Source organism: Aeromicrobium sp. IC_218 (assembly GCF_004336805.1).
Taxonomy (GTDB): Bacteria; Actinomycetota; Actinomycetes; order Propionibacteriales; family Nocardioidaceae; genus Aeromicrobium.
On the sequence record NZ_SJXM01000007.1, the window covers coordinates 138,035 to 157,042 of the forward strand.

18 protein-coding genes and 2 rRNA genes are annotated in these 19,008 nt (G+C 73.3%); 9 read left to right on the forward strand and 11 right to left on the reverse strand.

Annotated features, from left to right (window positions below; all coding sequences use genetic code 11):
- Positions 1-3: 3 nt before the first annotated feature.
- Positions 4-1,041 carry an LLM class flavin-dependent oxidoreductase gene (locus E0W78_RS10310; protein ID WP_131403865.1) on the reverse strand — a complete coding sequence of 346 codons (1,038 nt, stop codon included), beginning with the start codon at positions 1,039-1,041 and terminating at the stop codon, positions 4-6.
- Between the two features lie 133 nt (positions 1,042-1,174).
- Here E0W78_RS10310 and E0W78_RS10315 point away from each other — a divergent pair, with 133 nt between their 5' ends.
- Both E0W78_RS10315 and E0W78_RS10320 read left to right on the forward strand, forming a co-directional pair.
- Positions 1,175-2,164: a DNA topoisomerase IB gene (locus tag E0W78_RS10315; RefSeq protein ID WP_165570468.1), complete on the forward strand. Its 990-nt coding sequence runs from the start codon at positions 1,175-1,177 to the stop codon at positions 2,162-2,164.
- A 42-nt stretch (positions 2,165-2,206) separates the two neighbouring features.
- A complete protein-coding gene (locus E0W78_RS10320) occupies positions 2,207-2,572 on the forward strand; it encodes a hypothetical protein (RefSeq protein WP_131403867.1) in 366 nt (121 codons plus the stop codon).
- Here E0W78_RS10320 and E0W78_RS10325 read toward each other — a convergent pair.
- Positions 2,504-3,013 (reverse strand): PGPGW domain-containing protein, encoded by a 510-nt coding sequence (locus tag E0W78_RS10325; RefSeq protein ID WP_165570469.1) that lies wholly within the window; start codon positions 3,011-3,013, stop codon positions 2,504-2,506. The genes E0W78_RS10320 and E0W78_RS10325 overlap by 69 nt on opposite strands.
- Positions 3,014-3,095: 82 nt before the next feature.
- Between E0W78_RS10325 and E0W78_RS10330 the strand changes: the two genes are divergently transcribed.
- Together E0W78_RS10330 and E0W78_RS10335 are read left to right on the forward strand one after the other, a co-directional pair.
- On the forward strand, positions 3,096-4,403 hold the full coding sequence (locus E0W78_RS10330; RefSeq protein ID WP_207392712.1) for a cyclopropane-fatty-acyl-phospholipid synthase family protein: 1,308 nt from the start codon (positions 3,096-3,098) through the stop codon (positions 4,401-4,403).
- The gene (locus E0W78_RS10335) at positions 4,400-5,206 is read left to right on the forward strand and encodes a DUF1295 domain-containing protein (RefSeq protein WP_242686310.1); all 807 of its coding nucleotides are present in this window, start codon (positions 4,400-4,402) and stop codon (positions 5,204-5,206) included. The genes E0W78_RS10330 and E0W78_RS10335 overlap by 4 nt, the downstream gene beginning before the upstream one ends.
- A gap of 15 nt (positions 5,207-5,221) precedes the next feature.
- Here E0W78_RS10335 and E0W78_RS10340 read toward each other — a convergent pair whose 3' ends face one another.
- The gene (locus E0W78_RS10340) at positions 5,222-5,911 is read right to left on the reverse strand and encodes a metal-dependent transcriptional regulator (protein WP_131403870.1); all 690 of its coding nucleotides are present in this window, start codon (positions 5,909-5,911) and stop codon (positions 5,222-5,224) included.
- A 92-nt stretch (positions 5,912-6,003) separates the two neighbouring features.
- On the opposite strand from E0W78_RS10340, the gene E0W78_RS10345 reads away from it, so the two are divergent.
- Both E0W78_RS10345 and E0W78_RS10350 read left to right on the forward strand, forming a co-directional pair.
- Entirely contained in the window at positions 6,004-7,365 is a 1,362-nt protein-coding gene (locus E0W78_RS10345) for a deoxyribodipyrimidine photo-lyase (protein ID WP_131403871.1), read from the forward strand.
- Positions 7,366-7,374: 9 nt separating this feature from the next.
- A complete protein-coding gene (locus E0W78_RS10350; protein ID WP_131403872.1) occupies positions 7,375-8,082 on the forward strand; it encodes a hypothetical protein in 708 nt (235 codons plus the stop codon).
- Here the strand turns inward: E0W78_RS10350 and E0W78_RS10355 are convergent.
- A complete protein-coding gene (locus E0W78_RS10355) occupies positions 8,079-8,753 on the reverse strand; it encodes a DedA family protein (protein ID WP_165570470.1) in 675 nt (224 codons plus the stop codon). The two genes, E0W78_RS10350 and E0W78_RS10355, sit on opposite strands and share 4 nt — an antisense overlap.
- A gap of 101 nt (positions 8,754-8,854) precedes the next feature.
- On the opposite strand from E0W78_RS10355, the gene E0W78_RS10360 reads away from it, so the two are divergent.
- On the forward strand, positions 8,855-9,346 hold the full coding sequence (locus E0W78_RS10360; protein WP_131403874.1) for a TspO/MBR family protein: 492 nt from the start codon (positions 8,855-8,857) through the stop codon (positions 9,344-9,346).
- Between the two features lie 59 nt (positions 9,347-9,405).
- Here E0W78_RS10360 and E0W78_RS10365 read toward each other — a convergent pair whose 3' ends face one another.
- The gene (locus E0W78_RS10365; protein ID WP_131403875.1) at positions 9,406-10,410 is read right to left on the reverse strand and encodes a hypothetical protein; all 1,005 of its coding nucleotides are present in this window, start codon (positions 10,408-10,410) and stop codon (positions 9,406-9,408) included.
- 121 nt (positions 10,411-10,531) lie between these two features.
- The gene (gene pdxH, locus E0W78_RS10370) at positions 10,532-11,173 is read right to left on the reverse strand and encodes a pyridoxamine 5'-phosphate oxidase (protein ID WP_165570471.1); all 642 of its coding nucleotides are present in this window, start codon (positions 11,171-11,173) and stop codon (positions 10,532-10,534) included.
- 37 nt (positions 11,174-11,210) lie between these two features.
- Here pdxH and E0W78_RS10375 point away from each other — a divergent pair, with 37 nt between their 5' ends.
- Positions 11,211-12,317, forward strand: coding sequence for a citrate synthase 2 (locus E0W78_RS10375; protein ID WP_131403877.1), 1,107 nt, complete (start codon positions 11,211-11,213; stop codon positions 12,315-12,317).
- Between the two features lie 68 nt (positions 12,318-12,385).
- On the opposite strand, the gene meaB is transcribed toward E0W78_RS10375, so the two are convergent.
- The 3 genes from meaB to E0W78_RS10390 are packed head-to-tail and all read right to left on the reverse strand — an operon-like array spanning position 12,386 to position 17,392.
- Complete coding sequence (gene meaB, locus E0W78_RS10380) at positions 12,386-13,366, reverse strand: methylmalonyl Co-A mutase-associated GTPase MeaB (RefSeq protein ID WP_131403878.1); 981 nt, start codon at positions 13,364-13,366, stop codon at positions 12,386-12,388.
- A gap of 4 nt (positions 13,367-13,370) precedes the next feature.
- Positions 13,371-15,554, reverse strand: coding sequence for a methylmalonyl-CoA mutase (gene scpA / locus E0W78_RS10385; protein ID WP_131403879.1), 2,184 nt, complete (start codon positions 15,552-15,554; stop codon positions 13,371-13,373).
- Positions 15,551-17,392, reverse strand: a complete 1,842-nt coding sequence (locus E0W78_RS10390; protein ID WP_131403880.1) for a methylmalonyl-CoA mutase family protein — start codon at positions 17,390-17,392, stop codon at positions 15,551-15,553. Before E0W78_RS10390 ends, scpA begins: the two co-directional genes overlap by 4 nt.
- 75 nt (positions 17,393-17,467) lie before the next feature.
- On the opposite strand from E0W78_RS10390, the gene serC reads away from it, so the two are divergent.
- The gene (serC, locus tag E0W78_RS10395; protein ID WP_131403881.1) at positions 17,468-18,574 is read left to right on the forward strand and encodes a phosphoserine transaminase; all 1,107 of its coding nucleotides are present in this window, start codon (positions 17,468-17,470) and stop codon (positions 18,572-18,574) included.
- A 137-nt stretch (positions 18,575-18,711) separates the two neighbouring features.
- Here serC and rrf read toward each other — a convergent pair.
- Together rrf and E0W78_RS10405 are read right to left on the reverse strand one after the other, a co-directional pair.
- Positions 18,712-18,828: ribosomal RNA gene (gene rrf, locus E0W78_RS10400) — 5S ribosomal RNA — on the reverse strand.
- A 104-nt stretch (positions 18,829-18,932) separates the two neighbouring features.
- Positions 18,933-19,008: ribosomal RNA gene (locus tag E0W78_RS10405) — 23S ribosomal RNA — on the reverse strand; the annotation flags it as partial.

Below are 19,008 nucleotides of genomic sequence, written 5' to 3' on the forward strand. Positions count from 1 at the left end.
CGGTCAGGAGCCGGCGAGCATGTCGCGCACCATCGGCGCGACCTTGGTGCCGTAGAGCTCGATGCCGTGCATGAGCTGCGGGTGCGGCACGGCGCCGTTGGAGTACTTCAGGTCGAAGCGGTCCGCGCCCAGCGCCTGCACCGTGCGGACGATCTTGCGCGCCACCGTCTCGGGCGAGCCGACGTACAGCGAGCCGTGCGGGCTGGCCTCCTGCTCGAACTGCAGGCGGGTCGGGGCGGGCCAGCCGCGCTGCGCACCGATGCGGGCGCGCTGGGCCTGGAAGTGCTCGTACAGCTCCTCGCGCGCCTGCTCGTCGGTGTCGGCGACGTAGCCGGGCGAGTGCACGGCGAGCGGCTTGGCCGGCTGGTCCATCTTCTGCAGCGCGTCGTGGAACAGGTCGACGTACGGCCGGAAGCGCACGGGGTCGCCGCCGATGATGGCCAGGAACAGGCCGAACCCGTAGCGAGCGGTGCGCACGACCGACTCGGGGCTGCCGCCCACGCCGATCCACGTGGTCAGCCCGTTCGCGGTGGGCGGGAAGACCGACTGGTCGGTCAGCGGCGGGCGCGTGGTGCCCGACCAGGTGATCGGCTGCTCCTTCACGGCCTCGGCGAACAGCGAGAGCTTGTCCTCGAACAGCTCCTCGTAGCGGTCCAGGTCGAAGCCGAACAGCGGGAAGGACTCGGTGAACGAGCCGCGCCCGAGCACGACCTCGGCGCGTCCGTCCGACAGCGCGTCGACGGTCGCGAACCGCTCGTAGACGCGGATGGGGTCGTCCGAGCTCAGCACCGTGACCGCCGAGCCGAGCCGGATGCGCTCGGTGCGTGCGGCGATCGCGGCCAGCACGGTCTCGGGCGAGGAGATCGCGAAGTCCTCGCGGTGGTGCTCGCCCAGGCCGATGAAGTCGAGCCCCACCTGGTCGGCGAGCACGGCCTCCTCGACGACGTCGCGGACGACCTGCGCCGGGTGCACGGGACGTCCGTCGAGGTCGACGGTGACGTCGCCGAAGGTGTCCAGACCGAGCTCGAGCTGCGCTGCCATGACCGCGTCCTCTACTAGTTGAAAGTTGTACGACCTAGCGTAGCGCGCCGTCTCCCGCGGCACCAGACCGCGCCGACGAGCGGGTCCCGCGCAGCGGCCCTACGGTGATCGCACCATGGTGAGGCTGCGACGAGTGACGTGCCAAGGACCCGGCTGGCACCGCGTGAAGCAGGGCCGCGGCTTCCGCTACCTGGACCAGGACGGCGGCCCGCTCGAGCCCGAGGACGTGGTGCGCTGCAAGAACCTGGTCATCCCGCCGGCCTGGAAGGACGTCTGGATCTGCCCGCACCCCAACGGCCACCTCCAGGCCGTGGGCACCGACGACGCCGGACGCCGCCAGTACCTGTACCACCCGGACTGGCGCACCAAGCGCGACCTGCAGAAGTTCGAGCGCATCGAGCTGTTCGCCGCAACGCTGGTCAGGCGCCGCGCGGCCACGCGCCGCGACCTGACCGCCGCCCCCGGCGAGGAGCTCGGCCGCACCCAGGTCGTCGCGGCCGCGTTCGCGCTGCTCGACCTGGGCATCTTCCGCATCGGGTCCGAGCGCTACACCGAGGAGAACGGCTCCTACGGGCTCACCACCATCGAGCGCGACCACGTCACCCCGCACGGGAGCACGGCGCTGGACTTCCACTACGTGGGCAAGTCCGGCCAGGACGTCGAGGTCACGGTGCGCGACAAGCGGGTCGTCGCGGTGCTGCGCGACCTGGTCGACCGCGACGACGACGACCCGCGCCTGCTGGTCTTCCGCGAGGACGACGCGTGGCACCACGTGGACGCGTCCGACGTGAACGCCTACGTCAAGGCGAAGCTCGGCGACGACCACACGGCCAAGGACTTCCGCACCTGGCGGGGCACGGTCATCGCGGCGCTCGCGCTGGCCGGCAGCCCGGCGAGCACCAAGACGGCCCGCAAGCGGGCGATCACCGCGGCGATGCGCGAGGTCTCCGACCACCTGGGCAACACGCCGGCCGTCGCCCGCTCGTCGTACGTCGACCCGCGCGTGGTCGACCTGTTCGAGGACGGCCAGACCGTCTCGCCCGACCACCGCCGGGTCTCCCCCGGCGGCGCGGTCGGCCGGGCGCTCGAGCGCGACGTGCTGGCCCTGCTGCAGAAGGCCTGAGGCGCTCCGGGAGCCGGCGTCGCGGTTCCCTACGATGACGCCATGGAGACCCTCTACGAGCTGATCGTCGTCCTGCACCTCGTCTCGTGGGCCATCGTCATCGGCGGCTGGCTCACCCACATGCGCACGCGCGTGGTGGTGCCCGGCATGTTCCACGGCGCCGCGTCGGCGCTGCTGACCGGCATCGTCCTGCTCGGCCTGTGGGAGAGCACGGACGCCCGTCCGTACGACGGCGACCCGAACCACGTGAAGCTCGGGGTCAAGCTCGTCATCGCGCTCGTGGTCACCGTGCTGGCGTTCGTCGGCCAGAAGCAGGCCAAGCAGGCCGGCGCGCAGCCGTCAGCGGGCCTCTTCCATGCCGTCGGTGCCCTCGCGCTCGTCAACGTCTTCATCGCCGTCCTGTGGTGACGGACGCCAGCGCCTGACGCTGTAGAGCAGCAGCGCCCACGCGGCGATCGCCGACACGGCCAGGCCGAGGCCCGTGCCCCAGCCCCCGGCGGGCAGGTGCGGGCCCAGGCCGATGCCCAGCACCTCGAGCTCAGGGATGCGCGGGTCGATCGTCCACACGACGGCCAGGGCCATGAGCCAGACGCCGCCCAGGAAGCTCAGCGCGATGCGCGGCCAGGTGGCGACGCCGTAGCGCGCGGCCTCGACCGCCTTCGTCTCGAGCGGGTCGAGCACCCGCGCCGCCCAGGTGTAGTGGCGCGAGAGCAGCGCGACGCCGGCGACGAGCACGATCGTGCCCGGACCGGGCAGGGGCATGAGCGGGATGCCGACGACCACGAGCAACCAGCCGAGCGTCAGCGACCCCGTGCGGGAGAACCACCTCTGTGCGCCGCCCGCTGCCATGCGTCCAAGCATGCCAGGCACCCCTGACGACCACACGGCTGCTGGAGTCGCCGAGGTTGGGGCGGGACGGTTGACTGTCCGCGTGAACAAGGCAGCCGCGCTCCACTCCCTCGCCGAGGACGCCCTCGGCATGCCCCTCCCCGTCCGCCTGCGCCTGTGGGACGGGAGCGTGGCGGGCCCGTCCGGCGCCCCGACCGTCGTCGTGTCCGACAAGCGCGCCCTGCGCCACGTCCTGCACTCCCCCGGCGAGCTCGGCGTCGCCCGCGCCTACGTGAAGGGCTGGCTGGACGTCGAGGGCGATCTGGGCGACGGCTTCCGGACGTTGTGGGCCGCCGTGCGTGACGCGCGTGCGGCCGACCCGCAGGCCGGTCAGGTGCGCATCACGCCGCGGCTCGCCGCGCGGGCCGCGTGGCTCGCGGTGCGGGTCGGCGCCGTCGGCCGTCGTCCCGAGGTGCCCGCCGCCGAGGCGCAGCTGAGCGGCGACCTGCACTCGCGCGAGCGCGACCGCGAGGCCATCTCGCACCACTACGACCTGTCCAACGACTTCTACGAGCTCGTGCTCGACCCGCAGATGACGTACTCGTCCGGCTTCCACCGCACGCCGGACGTCCCGCTCGAGCAGGCCCAGCGCGACAAGCTCGACCTGGTCTGCCGCAAGCTCGACCTCGGCCCGGGCAAGCGGCTGGTCGACATCGGCTGCGGGTGGGGCGCGCTGGCGCTGCACGCCGCCGAGCACTACGGCGTCCACGTCGTGGGCGTGACGCTGTCGTCCGAGCAGCGCGACTTCGTCCTGGCCCGGGCGGCCGAGCGGGGCCTGGCCGGGCGCGTCGACGTGAGCCTGCGCCACTTCCGCGACCTCAGCGGCGCCGGGGTCGGCGACGGCCAGATCGACGCGGTCGCGTCCCTGGAGATGGGCGAGCACGTCGGCGACGCCGAGTACGCCGAGTTCACCGCGGCCATCCACCGCTACCTGCGCCCCGGCGGCCGGGTGCTCATCCAGCAGATGTCGCGCAGCAACGGTCAGAAGGGTGACCGTCCCGGCGGTGGCCCGTTCATCGAGACCTACATCGCGCCCGACATGCACATGAAGCCGCTGTGGCGCACGCTCCAGATGATCAGCGAGCCGGGCCTCGAGATCCGCGACGTCCAGGCGCTGCGCGAGCACTACCCGCTCACCGTCGCCGGCTGGCTGCACAACCTCGAGTCGCACTGGGACGAGGCGGTCCGCGTGGCCGGCATCGAGAACGCCCGGGTCTGGCGGCTCTACCTGGTCGGCGGCGCGCTGGCCTTCGAGGAGAACCGCATGGGCGTCGACCAGGTGCTCGCGGTGAAGCCCGGTCCGGACGGCGCGAGCGCCTTCCCGCTCGTCCGCGACTGGGACGACGCGTGAGCCCGAACGACCTGTCGCAGACCGGTTGGGCGCTGCTCGCCGGGGCCGTCGCGGTCCTGCTGACGATGGCCCTCACGTACCTCTGGGCCCGGCGGACCGGCCTGCTCTCGGTGGTCGACACCGTGTGGGGCCTGGGGTTCGTGCCAGTCGCCGTCGCCGCCACGATCGTCTCGCTGGCCGGCGACGGGGACGCGCTGACGCGGTGGCTGCTGCTCGGGCTCACCACCGTGTGGGCGGTCCGGCTCGGCACCCACGTCCACCGACGCAACCACGGCAAGGGCGAGGACCCGCGCTACCAGGACGTCCTGGACCGCCACCCCGACCGCAGCTTCGGGCAGACCGCGGTGCGCAGCGTCCTCGGGCCGCAGGGGCTGGGCATGTACGTCGTCGCGGCGCCGCTCATGGTCGGCCCGCAGAACGAGGGCCACGTGACCTGGCTCGTCGTGCTCGGCGTCGTGGTGTGGGCGGTCGGCCTGTTCTTCGAGACGGTCGGCGACCGCCAGCTCGAGGTCTACAAGCGCGACCCGGCCAACCGGGGCCAGGTCATGGACACCGGGCTGTGGCGATACACCCGGCACCCGAACTACTTCGGCGACGCGTGCGTGTGGTGGGGCCTGGGCCTGCTGGCCGCCTCGTCGTGGCCGGGCGTCGTCGCCCTGATCGGCCCGGCGGTCATGACCTACTCGCTGGTCAACGTCACCGGGGCCAAGCTCAACGAGCAGGGTCAGCAGCGCAAGCCCGGCTGGGAGTCGTACGTGCGGCGGACGAGCTACTTCGTCCCGCTGCCCCCGCGCAAGGGCTGAGCGGGGCGCGACCCGTCAGGCGCTGACGAAGACGTGCGAGGCGGCGTCGTGGTCGATCTCGGCGGTCTCGCCCTGGCGGGCGACGGTGATGCCGCTGATCGTGCGCGAGACCAGGATGTCGTTGCCCGGCAGCGCTCCGACGCGGCGCAGCACCGACATGACCTCGGTGTCCTTCTGCAGCTCCTCGGCGATGCGGCGCACCACGACGCGCGACGGCTCGGTGGCACCGGCCACCTGCGGCAGCGGCAGGACGCCGTCGAGGAAGGAGTTGACCATGCCGTGCGGGTCGCCGAGCTCGGCCAGGCCGGGGATCGGGTTGCCGTAGGGCGACTCGGTGGGGTGCTCGAGCAGCTCAATGAGGCGACGCTCCACCTGCTCGGACATGACGTGCTCCCAGCGGCACGCCTCCTCGTGGACGTACTCGATCTCCAGACCGATGACGTCGGTCAGCAGGCGCTCGGCGAGCCGGTGCTTGCGCATGACCCGCGTGGCGAGCTGACGGCCGCGCTCGGACAGCTCCAGGTGGCGGTCGCCGCCCACCGTGAGCAGGCCGTCGCGCTCCATGCGCGCCACCGTCTGGGACACGGTCGGACCGCTCTGGTGCAGCCGCTCGGCGATGCGCGCGCGCAGCGGGACGATGCCCTCCTCCTCCAGCTCGAAGATGGTGCGGAGGTACATCTCGGTGGTGTCGATCAGGTCGCTCACGGACCCCATTGTGTCGCATCGGTGGGCGAGGACCCGAACCCGTCTCCGCGCCTCGTCTGGCGCCGGGGCACGGGACCGGCCAGAGTCGTGACGTGCCCTCCAGCGTCCTGTGGTTCCGCCGCGACCTGCGGCTCGGCGACAACCCCGCCCTCGTGGACGCGATCGCGGCCGCGGACGGTCGCGTCGTCCCGCTCTTCGTGCTCGACGACACCCTCTGGGGCCCGGCCGGGGACGTCCGGCGCGCGTACCTGGCGGCGTCCCTGCGCGACCTGTCCGAGCGCGTCGGCGGCCTGCACGTCGTGCACGGCGACCCGGTCGCCGAGGTGCCGCGCGTGGCCCGGGCCGCCGGCGCCGCGAGCGTCCACGTCGCCGCCGACTACGGCCCCTACGGCGCACGGCGCGACGAGGCCGTCGAGCGGGCGCTGGCCGACGACGGGGTCGCGCTCGTGCGCACCGGCTCGCCGTACGCCGTCGCCCCCGGCCGCCTGAGCACGAAGACCGGCACGCCGTTCAAGGTGTTCACCCCGTTCCACCGGGCCTGGACCGAGCACGGCTGGCGGGCTCCCGCGCCGGACGTGGACCCGGCCGCCGTCGACTGGCAGACCCCGCCGGGCCGGACGCACGCGATCCCCGACGCCCGCGTGCCCGACGGCACCGACCTGCCCGACGCCGGGGAGGACGCGGCCCGCCGGCACTGGCGCACCTGGCTGGACGCCCACGTCCGCGACTACGACGACACCCGCGACGTCCCGGCCCTCGAGCGGGGCACGTCGCGCATGTCGGTGCACCTGAAGTGGGGCGAGATCCACCCGCGGACGATGCTGGCCGACCTGGCGCCGCTGCGCTCCCGCGGCGCCGGCGCCTACACGCGCCAGCTGGCCTGGCGCGACTTCTACGCCGGCGTCCTGCACGAGCGTCCGGACTCGGCCCGCGACTACTACGACCGGCGCTTCGCGCACATGGAGTACGACGAGCCCGGCGGCGACCTGGACGCGTGGCGCGAGGGACGCACGGGCATCCCGATCGTGGACGCCGGCATGCGCCAGCTGCGGGCCGAGGGCTGGATGCACAACCGCGTCCGGATGATCACCGCCAGCTTCCTGGTCAAGGACCTGCACCTGGAGTGGCAGCACGGGGCCCGCCACTTCCTGGGTCACCTCGTCGACGGCGACCTGGCCAACAACCAGCACGGCTGGCAGTGGGTGGCCGGTTGCGGCACCGACGCCGCGCCCTATTTCCGGGTGATGAACCCGGTGTCGCAGGGCAAGAAGTTCGACCCCGACGGCGCGTACGTCCGCCGCTGGGTGCCCGAGCTCGCCGACGTCCCCCGCGGGTTCGTCCACGAGCCGTGGGAGATGCCCGAGCCGCCCGCGGACTACCCGCCCCCGCTGGTCGACCACGCCGCCGAGCGTCGGGAGGCGCTGGCCCGGCTGGCCGCCCTGCGCGACCGGTAGGTTCGCGCCATGGTGACGATCTCGGCTCAGTTCAACGGACCGGACGGCTCGGGCAACGGCGGCTACGTCAGCGGCCTGCTCGCCCAGGCGCACGCGACGGACCGGCCGGTCACGGCCACCCTGCGCGTCCCGCCACCGCTCGGCGCGCCGCTCACCTGGGAGCACGCCGAGGGCCACACCCGGCTGCTGACCCACGGCGGCACAGTCGTCGGCGAGGCGGCGGACGGTGAGTTCGTCCGCGACGTGCCGGCCGCCCCCACCGCCGAGCAGGTCGAGCAGGGGCTCGCCGCGTACCCCGGCTTCCGCCACCACCCGTTCGACCGCTGCTTCACCTGCGGCACCCAGCGCGGCGACGGCGACGGCCTGCGGCTGTTCACCGGACCGGTCGGCGACGACCGGGTGGCTGGCCCGTTCCACGCCCACGAGGCGTTCGCCGAGCCCGACGGCACGCTCGGCGCGCCGGTGGCCTGGGCGGCGCTCGACTGCCCGGGCGGATGGGCGGCCGACTTCTCCGAGCACGTCATGGTGCTGGGCCGCATGACCGCCCAGGTCGTCGAGCCGCTGGTCGCCGGCCGCACCTACGCGTCGGTCGGACGCCTCGCGGAGCGGTCCGGGCGCAAGTTCCTCACCGACACCGCGCTCTACGACGACGCCGGGACGCTCGTGGGTCGCGCCGAGCAGGTCTGGATCGAGGTCGACCCCGCCCGCTTCGCCTAGAGCTGCACGTCGCCGATGAGCGGCGACGTCGACGCCCGCCGGCGCACCACGACGTCCCGCTCCAGGGCGGCCAGCTCGGGGGCGGCCACCCCCGGACGCCGTCCGCCGAGCAGGCGCACCAGCAGCGGCGGCACCACGAGGGACGCGACGGCCACCAGCACGAGCCAGCCCGCGCGGCCGGCCACGTCCGTCAGGGCGTGGCCGACGGCGCCGGCCAGGCTGCCGCCGCCGACGTAGACCGTCGCCCAGAGCGCCGACCCGCACAGCGAGGCGCCCAGGAACCGGGGGTAGGGCAGGCCCGACGCACCCGCGGCGGCCGGGGTCAGCGTCCGCACGACCGGCACGAGCCGGGTGAGCACCACGGCCGCGGCCCCGTGCCGGCGCATCGTGGCCGTCGCCCGGTCCAGGTGCTGCACGCCCACGCGCTGCACGACGCGGGAGCGGCGCAGCCGGTCGCCGTGGCGGCGGCCGAGGACGTAGCCCACGTGGTCGCCCAGGCACGCGCCCACGGTCACGGCGGCACCGAGGGCCACCGCCGCCCAGCCCCCACCGGCCGTCGCGGCCAGCACGACGACGAACGTCTCCCCCGGCACCACCGCGCCGAGGCCGAGCCCGGACTCGGCGAACGCGGCCGCCAGGGCCAGGAGCAGGACCGTCAGCTCGTCCACCACGTCCCCAGGCTGCGCCGTTCCCGTGTCGGGGACGCCAACCCGCCGCGTCCCGCGGGTGAACGGACGTGCAGGCGTCCGCGGCCCGTGCTGGGGTGGAGGGCATGAGCACCGCCGACGTCGCCACCCGCACCGACCGCCGATCGCCGCGTCCGTGGCTCGTCCTGGTCGGCCTGCTCGCGGCCACCGCGGTCGTCGCCGCGCTCGGCGCGTGGGCCAACGCCGGCGAGACGACCGGCTGGTACCAGGACGCCGAGAAGCCGCCGTGGAACCCGCCGAGCTGGGTGTTCGGACCGGTCTGGACCGTGCTCTACGTCGCCATGGCCGTGGCCGCCTGGCTGGTCTGGCGTCGTGGCGGCGGGCTCGGGCTGTGGTGGACGCAGCTCGCGTTCAACCTGGCCTGGAGCCCGGTGTTCTTCGCGCTGCAGTGGCTGTGGCCCGGCCTCGTGGTCATCCTCGTGCTCGACGTCCTGGTCGCGCTGTGCGTGTGGCGGTTCCGCCGCTCGTCGGTGGCCGCGGCCTGGCTCATGGTCCCGTACCTGGCCTGGACGCTGTACGCCACGACGCTCAACGCGGCCATCGCCGTCCTGAACTGAGGGGCGGCGGACGCAGCGACGGGGACGACCTGAGGCCGTCCCCGTCGCTCGCCGGGCGCTCAGCCCTGGGCCTGCTGGTACACCGCCTGCACCACGCTGCCCAGGTAGGGGCCGAACATCCGGTCGCGCTGCGGACCGAGGTTGTACTTGAAGGAGTTGACCGAGGTCAGCGTGCCCAGCCCGGTCGTCTCGTCGTAGCCGCTGAACCACGGGCCGCCGGACGAGCCGCCGGTCATGTCGCAGACCAGGCCCTGGTCCTGGCTGCCGCCGTAGGTGTCCTGCGCGACGGTGCCGTGGCACCAGGCCAGCTCCTCGCCGTCGTAGGGCGCGGCCGCCGGGTAGCCGAACGCGTACGTGTAGGCGCCGCGCGCCAGGTTGAAGCCCACGCCCTGGGCGCCGACCGCGTCGGCCAGCGTCCGGCCGCCGGACGGGCCCACCACGGCGTAGCCGACGTCGTAGTCGAGGTCGCCCTGGTCGGCCCACTGCGTCGTCGTCAGCAGCTCGGTGGCGGCGAACTGCCCGTACGGGGCACTGCCCCGGTCGTAGGCCGGGACGAAGGTGAAGTTCGTGGCGAAGTCGCCGGGACCCTCGTTGAGGCAGTGCCCGGCGGTCTGCACGAGGCTCTCATTCGCCGCCTGCGTCGAGCTGCCCGAGCAGACGTAGTCGCTGCCGGCCAGCGTGAAGAACACCTTGCCGGTCGTGCGCGCCACGGTGCCGCCACCGGAGTACAGCCCGCCGTCGACATCGGCCTGGCGCTTCGGTCGCGGCGCCGCCGTGCGGCCGCCGACCACCGTCGGAGCGCCCTGGGCGACGGCCCGGTCGGACGAGTCGGACGCCTCGCGCCGGGCGGCGTCGCGCACCAGCACGTCCGCGTCCTGGGCCCGGCGCATCCGCTCCGGCGTCCAGTAGGTCCCGGCGCGCTCCTGCGCGGCGGTGCTGACGGCGGTGCGCTCGACCGGTGCGGATGCCGGGTCGGGCGCGGCCCCCGCGGCCGACGGGACGGCCAGGCCGGCGGCGACGAGCGCCCCCAGGCCGGCCATCGAGGCGATGCTGCGACGGATCATGGTTCCCCCTGGCTCGTGTGTCCCCTCGACGCTAGGCGCGTCCGGGCCCCAGGTGCAGTCTTGACTTCCGTCGCGGCAGTAGTTATTTCGGGCTATGCGACATGGCCCGGAACGGCCAGGCTCAGGGGGCGAGACGCACCCGGTCCCAGCCGCCGTCGCCGGGGGTGAAGACGAGCCGGTCGTGCAGCCGGCTCTCGCGGCCCTGCCAGAACTCGACCCGCTCCAGGGCGATGCGGTAGCCGCCCCAGTCGCCGGGCCGCGGCACCTCGCGACCCTCGAACGTCCGCTCGGCGTCGGCGACGAGGCGCTCGAGCTCGTCGCGTCCGGCCAGGACGTGCGACTGCGGCGAGGCGACCGCGCCGACCTGGGCGCCGCGAGGGCGGGAGGCGAAGTAGGCGTCCGAGGCCTCCGCCTCGAGCCGCTCGACCCGGCCCTCGATGCGCACCTGGCGCTGGAGCGGGTGCCAGAGCATGACGGCGGCGGCCCGCGGGTTGCGCTCGAGCTCCTCGCCCTTGCGGGAGGTGTAGCGGGTGAAGAACACCGCGCCCCGCTCGTCGAAGTCCTTGAGCAGCACGACGCGGGCCGAGGGGACGCCGTCGGGCGTGGCCGTCGCGACGGACATCGCGTTGGGCTCGGGCACGCCCGCGGTCATCGCCTCGTCCAGCCATCGCTGGAACAGCGCGACGGGGTCGTCCCCGGCGGCGTGCTCGTCGAGTCCCTCGCGGGCGTACTCGGTGCGCATCTGCGCGAGCCTGAGATCCACGGGGACACGGTACGACCGGGCAGGGCATGATGAGCCCATGACTGAAGTCCACCACGGCCTCGAGGGCGTGATCGCGTTCGAGAGCGAGATCGCCGAGCCCGACAAGGAAGGGTCTGCGCTGCGCTACCGCGGCGTCGACATCGACGACCTCGTCGGCCGCGTGCCGTTCGAGAAGATCTGGGGCCTGCTGGTCGACGGCGCCTACGAGCCCGGCCTGCCGCCCGCGGAGCCGTTCCCCATCCCCGTGCACTCGGGTGACATCCGCGCCGACGTGCAGAGCGCCATCGCGCTGACCGCGCCCGCATGGGGCATGAAGCAGCTGTACGACATCTCCGACGATCAGGCCCGCGACGACCTCGCCCGCACCGCCGTGATGGTGCTGTCGTACGTCGCCCAGGCCGCGCGCGGCGTGGGCCAGCCGTTCGTGCCGCAGAGCGAGATCGACAAGTGCTCGACGATCACCGAGCGCTTCCTGACCCGCTGGCGCGGCGAGGTGAACCCCGACCACGTCAAGGCGATCGACGCCTACTGGGTCTCGGCCGCCGAGCACGGCATGAACGCCTCGACGTTCACCGCCCGCGTCATCGCCTCCACCGGCGCGGACGCCGCGGCGGCCCTGTCGGGTGCCGTCGGCGCCATGTCCGGCCCGCTGCACGGCGGCGCCCCGGCGCGCGTGCTGACCATGATCGAGGAGGTCGAGCAGCTCGGCGACGCCCGCGCGTACGTCAAGAAGCTGCTCGACGGCGGCGAGCGCCTCATGGGCTTCGGCCACCGCGTCTACCGCGCCGAGGACCCCCGCGCCCGCACCCTGCGCCGCACGGCCAAGGAGCTCAACGCCCCGCGGGCCGAGGTCGCCGAGGCGCTCGAGCAGGCCGCCCTGGCCGAGCTGCGCGAGCGCCGTCCCGACCGCGTGCTGGAGACGAACGTGGAGTTCTGGGCGGCCATCGTCCTGGACTACGCGCAGATCCCGCCGCACATGTTCACGGCGATGTTCACCTCCGCCCGCACCGCCGGCTGGAGCGCGCACATCCTGGAGCAGAAGCGCACCGGACGCCTCATCCGTCCGTCGGCCGTCTACACCGGTCCCGCCTCGCGCGCGGCCGACGAGGTCGAGGGCTGGAACCCGGACTGGGCGCACGCCTGACCCGCTGAGCCACGACGGCCCCGGACCCGCGAGGGTGCCGGGGCCGTCGTGCGTCCGGGCTCAGGGAGCTACGCGTCCCAGGCGGCGAGGATGCGGTCGGCCGCGGTGGCCGCCGGCATGCGTCCGGCCAGCACCTCGGCCCGCACCTCGTCGCGGACCCGAGCCACCTCGGGGTCGTTGGCGAGCCGCTGCTCGAGCTCGTCGCGCACCAGCGCCCAGGCGAAGTCCAGCTGCTGCTGCGCCCGCTTGTCGCGCAGCCCGGCGATGCCGAGGAACTCGCGGTGGCGCAGCACGCGCTGCCAGACGGTGTCGATGTCGGTGCCCTCGACCGCCGAGCAGGTGAGCACCGGCGGCACCCAGCCCTGGCCACCGGCGTGGACGAGCCGCAGCGCGCCGGACAGCTCCTTGGCCGCGGCTCGCGCCTCGGTGACACGCTCGCCGTCGGCCTTGTTGACCGCGATGACGTCGGCGATCTCCAGGATGCCCTTCTTGATGCCCTGCAGCTGGTCGCCGGTGCGCGCGATGGTGAGGAACAGGAAGCTGTCGACCATCCCGGCGACCGTGATCTCGGACTGGCCCACGCCCACGGTCTCGACCAGCACCGCGTCGTAGCCGGCGGCCTCGAGCACGGTGATCGCCTGGGCCGTGGCCCGGGCGACGCCGCCGAGCGTCCCGGCGGTCGGGGACGGGCGGATGTACGCCTGCGAGTGCGCGGACAGACGGGCCATGCGGGTCTTGTCGCCAAGCACCGAGCCGCCGGTGCGGACGCTCGACGGGTCGACCGCGAGCACGCCGACCTTCTGGCCCCGCTCGACCAGGTGCATGCCGAGCGCCTCGATGAACGTCGACTTGCCCACGCCGGGCACGCCGGAGATGCCGACCCGCACCGCTCCCCCGGCGTCCGGCGTCAGGTCGGCGAGCAGGTCGCGGGCCAGGGCCCGGTGGTCGGCCCGGCGCGACTCAACGAGCGTGATCGCGCGCGACACCGCCGCCCGCTGGCCGGCACGGACGCCCGCGGCGAGCTCGGCGACGTCGATCGTCCGGGGCACGGGCTCAGTGCCCGAGCTGTGCGGCGAGCTTGTCGAGCAGGTCCAGGGCCGAGTCCGCGATGACCGAACCGGGCGGGAAGACCGCCGCCGCGCCCATCTCCAGCAGCGTCGGGACGTCGTCGGGCGGGATCACACCGCCGACGACGATCATGATCTCCGGCCGTCCCAGCTCGGCGAGCGCCTCCTTGAGCGCCGGCACGAGGGTCAGGTGCCCGGCCGCCAGCGACGAGACGCCCACGATGTCGACGTCGGCGTCGACCGCCTGCTGGGCGACCTCCTCCGGCGTGGAGAACAGCGGGCCCACGTCGACGGTGAAGCCCATGTCGGCGAACGCCGAGACGATGACCTTCTGCCCGCGGTCGTGCCCGTCCTGGCCCATCTTGGCCACCAGGATGCGCGGACGGCGTCCCTCGGCCTCCTCGAAGCGCTCGGTCTCCGCGATCACGGCCTCGACGTTGCCGGCGCCACCGGCCTCGGAGCGGTACACACCCGAGATCGTACGGATGACCGCCTGGTGACGTCCGTACACCTTCTCCAGCGCGTCGGAGATCTCGCCGACGGTCGCCTTGGCCCGCGCGGCGTCCACCGCGAGCGCCAGCAGGTTGCCGTCGAGCGAGCCGTCGCGGGACGCTCCCCGCTCGGCGCTGTTCGTCAGCGCCTCGAGCGTGCGGCGCACCTGGTCGCCGTCGCGCTCGGCCCGCAGCCGCTCGAGCTTCGCGACCTGGGAGGCGTAGACCGCCTTGTTGTCGACCTTGAGCACCTCGAGCGGGTCCTCGTCGGCCAGCCGGTAGGTGTTGACGCCGATGACCGCCTGCTGGCCGGAGTCGATGCGTGCCTGGGTGCGGGCCGCGGCCTCCTCGATGCGCATCTTGGGGATGCCGGCCTCGATGGCCTTGGACATGCCACCGGCCTTCTCCACCTCGAGGATGTGCGCCCACGCCCGGTTGGCCAGGTCGTGGGTGAGCTTCTCGACGTAGTACGAGCCGCCCCACGGGTCGATGACGTCGGTCGTGCCGGACTCCTGCTGCAGCAGCAGCTGGGTGTTGCGCGCGATGCGGGCGCTGAAGTCGGTCGGCAGGGCGATCGCCTCGTCCAGCGCGTTGGTGTGCAGCGACTGGGTGTGGCCCTGCGTCGCGGCCATCGCCTCGATCGCGGTGCGGCCGACGTTGTTGAACACGTCCTGCGCGGTGAGCGACCAGCCGGACGTCTGGCTGTGCGTCCGCAGGCTCAGGCTCTTGGGGTTCTTGGGGTCGAAGTCGCTCACCAGGCGCGCCCACAGGGCCCGGGCGGCGCGCAGCTTCGCGACCTCCATGAAGAAGTTCATGCCGATGGCCCAGAAGAAGCTGAGCCGCGGCGCGAACGCGTCGATGTCCAGGCCCACGTCGAGGCCGGCGCGGATGTAGTCGACGCCGTCGGCGAGCGTGTACGCCAGCTCGAGGTCGTTCGTCGCCCCGGCCTCCTGCATGTGGTACCCGGAGATCGAGATCGAGTTGAACCGCGGCATCCGCTGGGCGGTGAACGCGAAGATGTCGGAGATGATCCGCATCGACGGGGCCGGCGGGTAGATGTACGTGTTGCGGACCATGAACTCCTTGAGGATGTCGTTCTGGATGGTCCCGGCCAGCTGCTCGGGCTTCACGCCCTGCTCCTCGGCGGCCACGATGTAGAGCGCCAGCACCGGCAGCACGGCGCCGTTCATCGTCATCGAGACGCTCATCCGGTCCAGCGGGATGCCGTCGAACAGGGTGCGCGTGTCATAGATCGAGTCGATGGCCACGCCGGCCATGCCCACGTCGCCGACGACGCGGGGGTTGTCGGAGTCGTAGCCGCGGTGGGTCGCCAGGTCGAATGCGACCGACAGGCCCTTCTGGCCGGCCGCGAGGTTGCGGCGGTAGAACGCGTTGGACTCCTCGGCGGTGGAGAAGCCCGCGTACTGGCGGATCGTCCACGGCTGGGTCGTGTACATCGCCGGGTACGGCCCGCGCAGGAACGGGGTCAGGCCCGGGTAGGTGTCGAGCGCGTCCAGGCCCTCGACGTCCGCGGGCGTGTAGAGCCCCTTGACGTCGATGCCCTCGGGCGAGGCCCACGCCGGGTGCCCGGCGGTCGCCGCGGCGAGCGCCTCGGCGTCCGGGGTGACGGGCTGCTCGGGGACGAGCGGGAGTCCGGCGAAGCTCTTCGGGATGCTCATGCGAGTGCCTCTCGGGTGCGGCGCAGGAACGCCAGGGCGTCGAGCCCGGCGGCGGCGGAGTCGTCCAGCTCGGCCTCGACGGCGGCGGGCTTGCCGGCCAGGACGACGCGGGTCGCGCCGGCCTCGCGGAGCGCGGCGACCAGGTCGGCGCCCCACTCCCCGTACGCGGCGTCGGTGCCGGCCAGCACGGCGACCGGCGGGCGTCCGGCCTCGGCGTAGGCCCCGACCACCGCCTCGGCTCCGTCGGTGGCGCCGGCCACGATGACGTCGATGCCGCCGGCCGCCAGCAGGTTGCTGGCGAACGTCGCGCGAGCGGTGTGCTGGGCGATGGGCCCCATGGTGGCCAGGAAGACCGGCTGGCCGACCGGCTCGTCGCGCATCTGCTCGAACTCGGCGGCGTACCGGTGCGGCTGCGGCCGGGTGGACGCCGAGGGGCGCCGCTCGGGCAGCTCCTCGCGCAGGTTCGGGAACTCGCTGACGCCGGTGATCGGACGCTTGCGGCGGGCCACCAGCAGCGCCCGGTCCGAGACCGTCGTGCCGATGCGCTCGCGCAGCAGGTCGAGCGCGACCGGCACGCCGCCGGCGGCCTCGAGCTCGCCGAACAGGTCCCAGGCCGCGCGGGCCAGGTCGTCGGTCAGCTTCTCGATCGCGTACGACCCGCCGGCCGGGTCGGTCACCGCGCCGACGTGGGACTCCTCGATCAGCAGGCTGGACGTGTTGCGGGCGATGCGGCGGCTGAACGGCTCGGGCAGGCCCAGCCGCTCGTCGAACGGCAGGACGGTCACCGACTCCGCGCCACCGACGCCCGCCGCGAAGGCGGCGACCGTGGTGCGCAGCATGTTCACGTAGGGGTCGTACTTCGTCATCATCGGCCGCGACGTGACCGCGTGCTGCAGCATGCCGCGGTGCGCCTCGGCGATGCCGCTGAGCTCGGCCACACGCGCCCACAGCCGGCGGGCCGCGCGGAGCTTCGCGATGGTGAGCAGCTGCTCGTCGGTGGCGGCCAGGCGGAACTCCAGCAGCCCGGCGGCGGTGTCGGCGTCGTGCCCGGTCGTCGAGTCCGCGTCGGTGAGCAGACGCAGGTAGGCGACACCGGCGGCCAGCACGTAGGCCAGCTCCTGGACGTCCGACGCCCCCAGGTCGTGCGCGGCGGTGCCGTCGACGGCGATCGCGCGCACCCCGGCGCGCACGGCCAGCGAGGCGACCTCGTCCACGACGTCCAGCTCGGTCACGCCGTGACTGCGCAGCCGGTTCCCGATCGGGTCGGCGCCGAGCGACGTGCCGGCGGCCGCCTGCACGCCTTTGTCCGCGAGCACCGACACGAGTGCCTGGGCGGCGTCGACCGGCGCGGTGGGCGCGTCCAGCACCACGGGCGCGAGGTCGAGGAAGACCGGCTCGAGCACCTGCGCCAGGTCGCTCGGGGCGATCTCGCCGTCGCCGACCTGCAGCCACAGCGAGGTCACGCCGTTCTCGAGGTCGGTCACCACGTGCTCGGTCGTGGTGCGGGCATCGGGATCGGCGAAGCAGGCCCGGACGTCCCACGCGTCCTCGGGCGCCTTGACCCTCGCGCCGCGGGTGTAGGGCGCCTGGCCCGGCAGGCCCGGGTCGCCGAGGCGCTGGACGAGGTCGGCGGTCCCCAGCGGCGTCACGGCGATGCCGTCGAGCGTGGTGGTCGCGAGCCGGCCCCACACGTCCGCGTCCGGGGCGTCGTCCCCGAGGCGACCGGACTTGCGCAGCACCGCGGCCGTGGCCTTCTCCCACTCCTCGCGAGTGTGCTGGGCGCCCTCGGCGAGCGGGATCTCCAGGGCGTCGGCGTCGACGGGGGGTTCGGGGACCATAGCGGCATCGTACGGAGCGTCCCGCGGGTCGGCATGTGAGGTAGTGCACTGCCGGTCGCCTGCGAGAATGACGACGTGCAGATCCCCACCGAGCTCCTTCCCGCCGACGGCCGCTTCGGCTCCGGCCCCTCCAAGGTGCGTCCCGAGGCGCTCGCCGCGCTCGCGGCCACCGGGACCTCGTTCATGGGCACCTCCCACCGCCAGTCGCCCGTCCGCAGCGTCGTGGGCAGCATCCGCGCCGGACTGGCCGAGCTGTTCTCGCTGCCCGACGGCTACGAGGTCGTCCTGGGCGTCGGCGGCTCGCACGCGTTCTTCGACGCCGCGACCTTCGGGCTGGTGCGCGAGAAGGCACAGCACCTCGTGCACGGCGAGTTCACGCGCAAGTTCGCCACGGCGACCCAGCGCGCGCCCTTCCTGGCCGACCCGACGGTGCTCGAGTCGGACCCGTCGACCCACCCGGTGCCGGTCGCCGAGGCCGGCGTCGACGTCTACGCGTGGGCGCACAACGAGACCTCCACCGGCGTCATGGTGCCGGTGCAGCGCGTGACCGGGGCGGACGACGACGCCCTCGTGCTGGTCGACGCGACCTCGGGCGCCGGCGGTCTACCGGTCGACCTGACGCAGACGGACGTCTACTACTTCGCCCCGCAGAAGTCCTTCGCCTCCGACGGCGGGCTGTGGGTGGCGATCATGTCGCCGGCCGCGATCGAGCGGGCCGAGCAGCTGAAGGCGGACGGCCGCTACGTGCCAGGGTTCCTCGACCTGCCCACGGCGATCGACAACTCGCGCAAGGACCAGACCTACAACACGCCCGCGCTCGCGACGCTGTTCCTGCTCGACGACCAGGTGCGCTGGCTCAACGACCGCGGCGGGCTGGACTGGGCGGTCAGCCGCACGACCGAGTCGTCGACGATCCTCTACGACTGGGCCGAGCGCTCCGAGTTCGCGGCTCCGTTCGTGCCGGAGCCGTCCCAGCGCTCCCTGGTCGTGGGCACGATTGACCTCGACGGCGTCGACCAGAAGACGCTCACGGGGATCCTGCGGGAGAACGGCATCGTGGACGTCGACAGCTACCGCGGCCTGGGCCGCAACCAGCTGCGTGTCGCGATGTTCCCGGCGATCGAGCCCGACGACGTCCGCCGGGTGACCCACTGCCTGGACTGGGTGGCCGAGCGGCTCTGACCCCGCCCGACAACGACGAGAAGGGCCCACCACGGTGTCGTGGTGGGCCCTTCTCATGCGTGGGCGCGACATGCGTGCCCGTGAAATGGCTGCGAGGCCGCCCCGGTGTGTTGGGGCGGCCTCGCGCACTAGAAATTGTCCGGCGACGTCCTACTCTCCCACCCCCTCCCGGGGGCAGTACCATCGGCGCTGAGAGGCTTAACTTCCGGGTTCGGAATGTTACCGGGTGTTTCCCTCTCGCCATGGTCGCCGAAACTCTATGGAGATATCAAAACCATTCACCAACACACCGGGGTGTGTGGTGGGTGGTTCCCGTTCGTATCTCGGGAACCTCACAGTGGACGCGCAGATCGTTGTAGGTAACAAGCCCTCGGCCTATTAGTACCGGTCGGCTACACACATTGCTGTGCTTCCACCTCCGGCCTATCAACCCA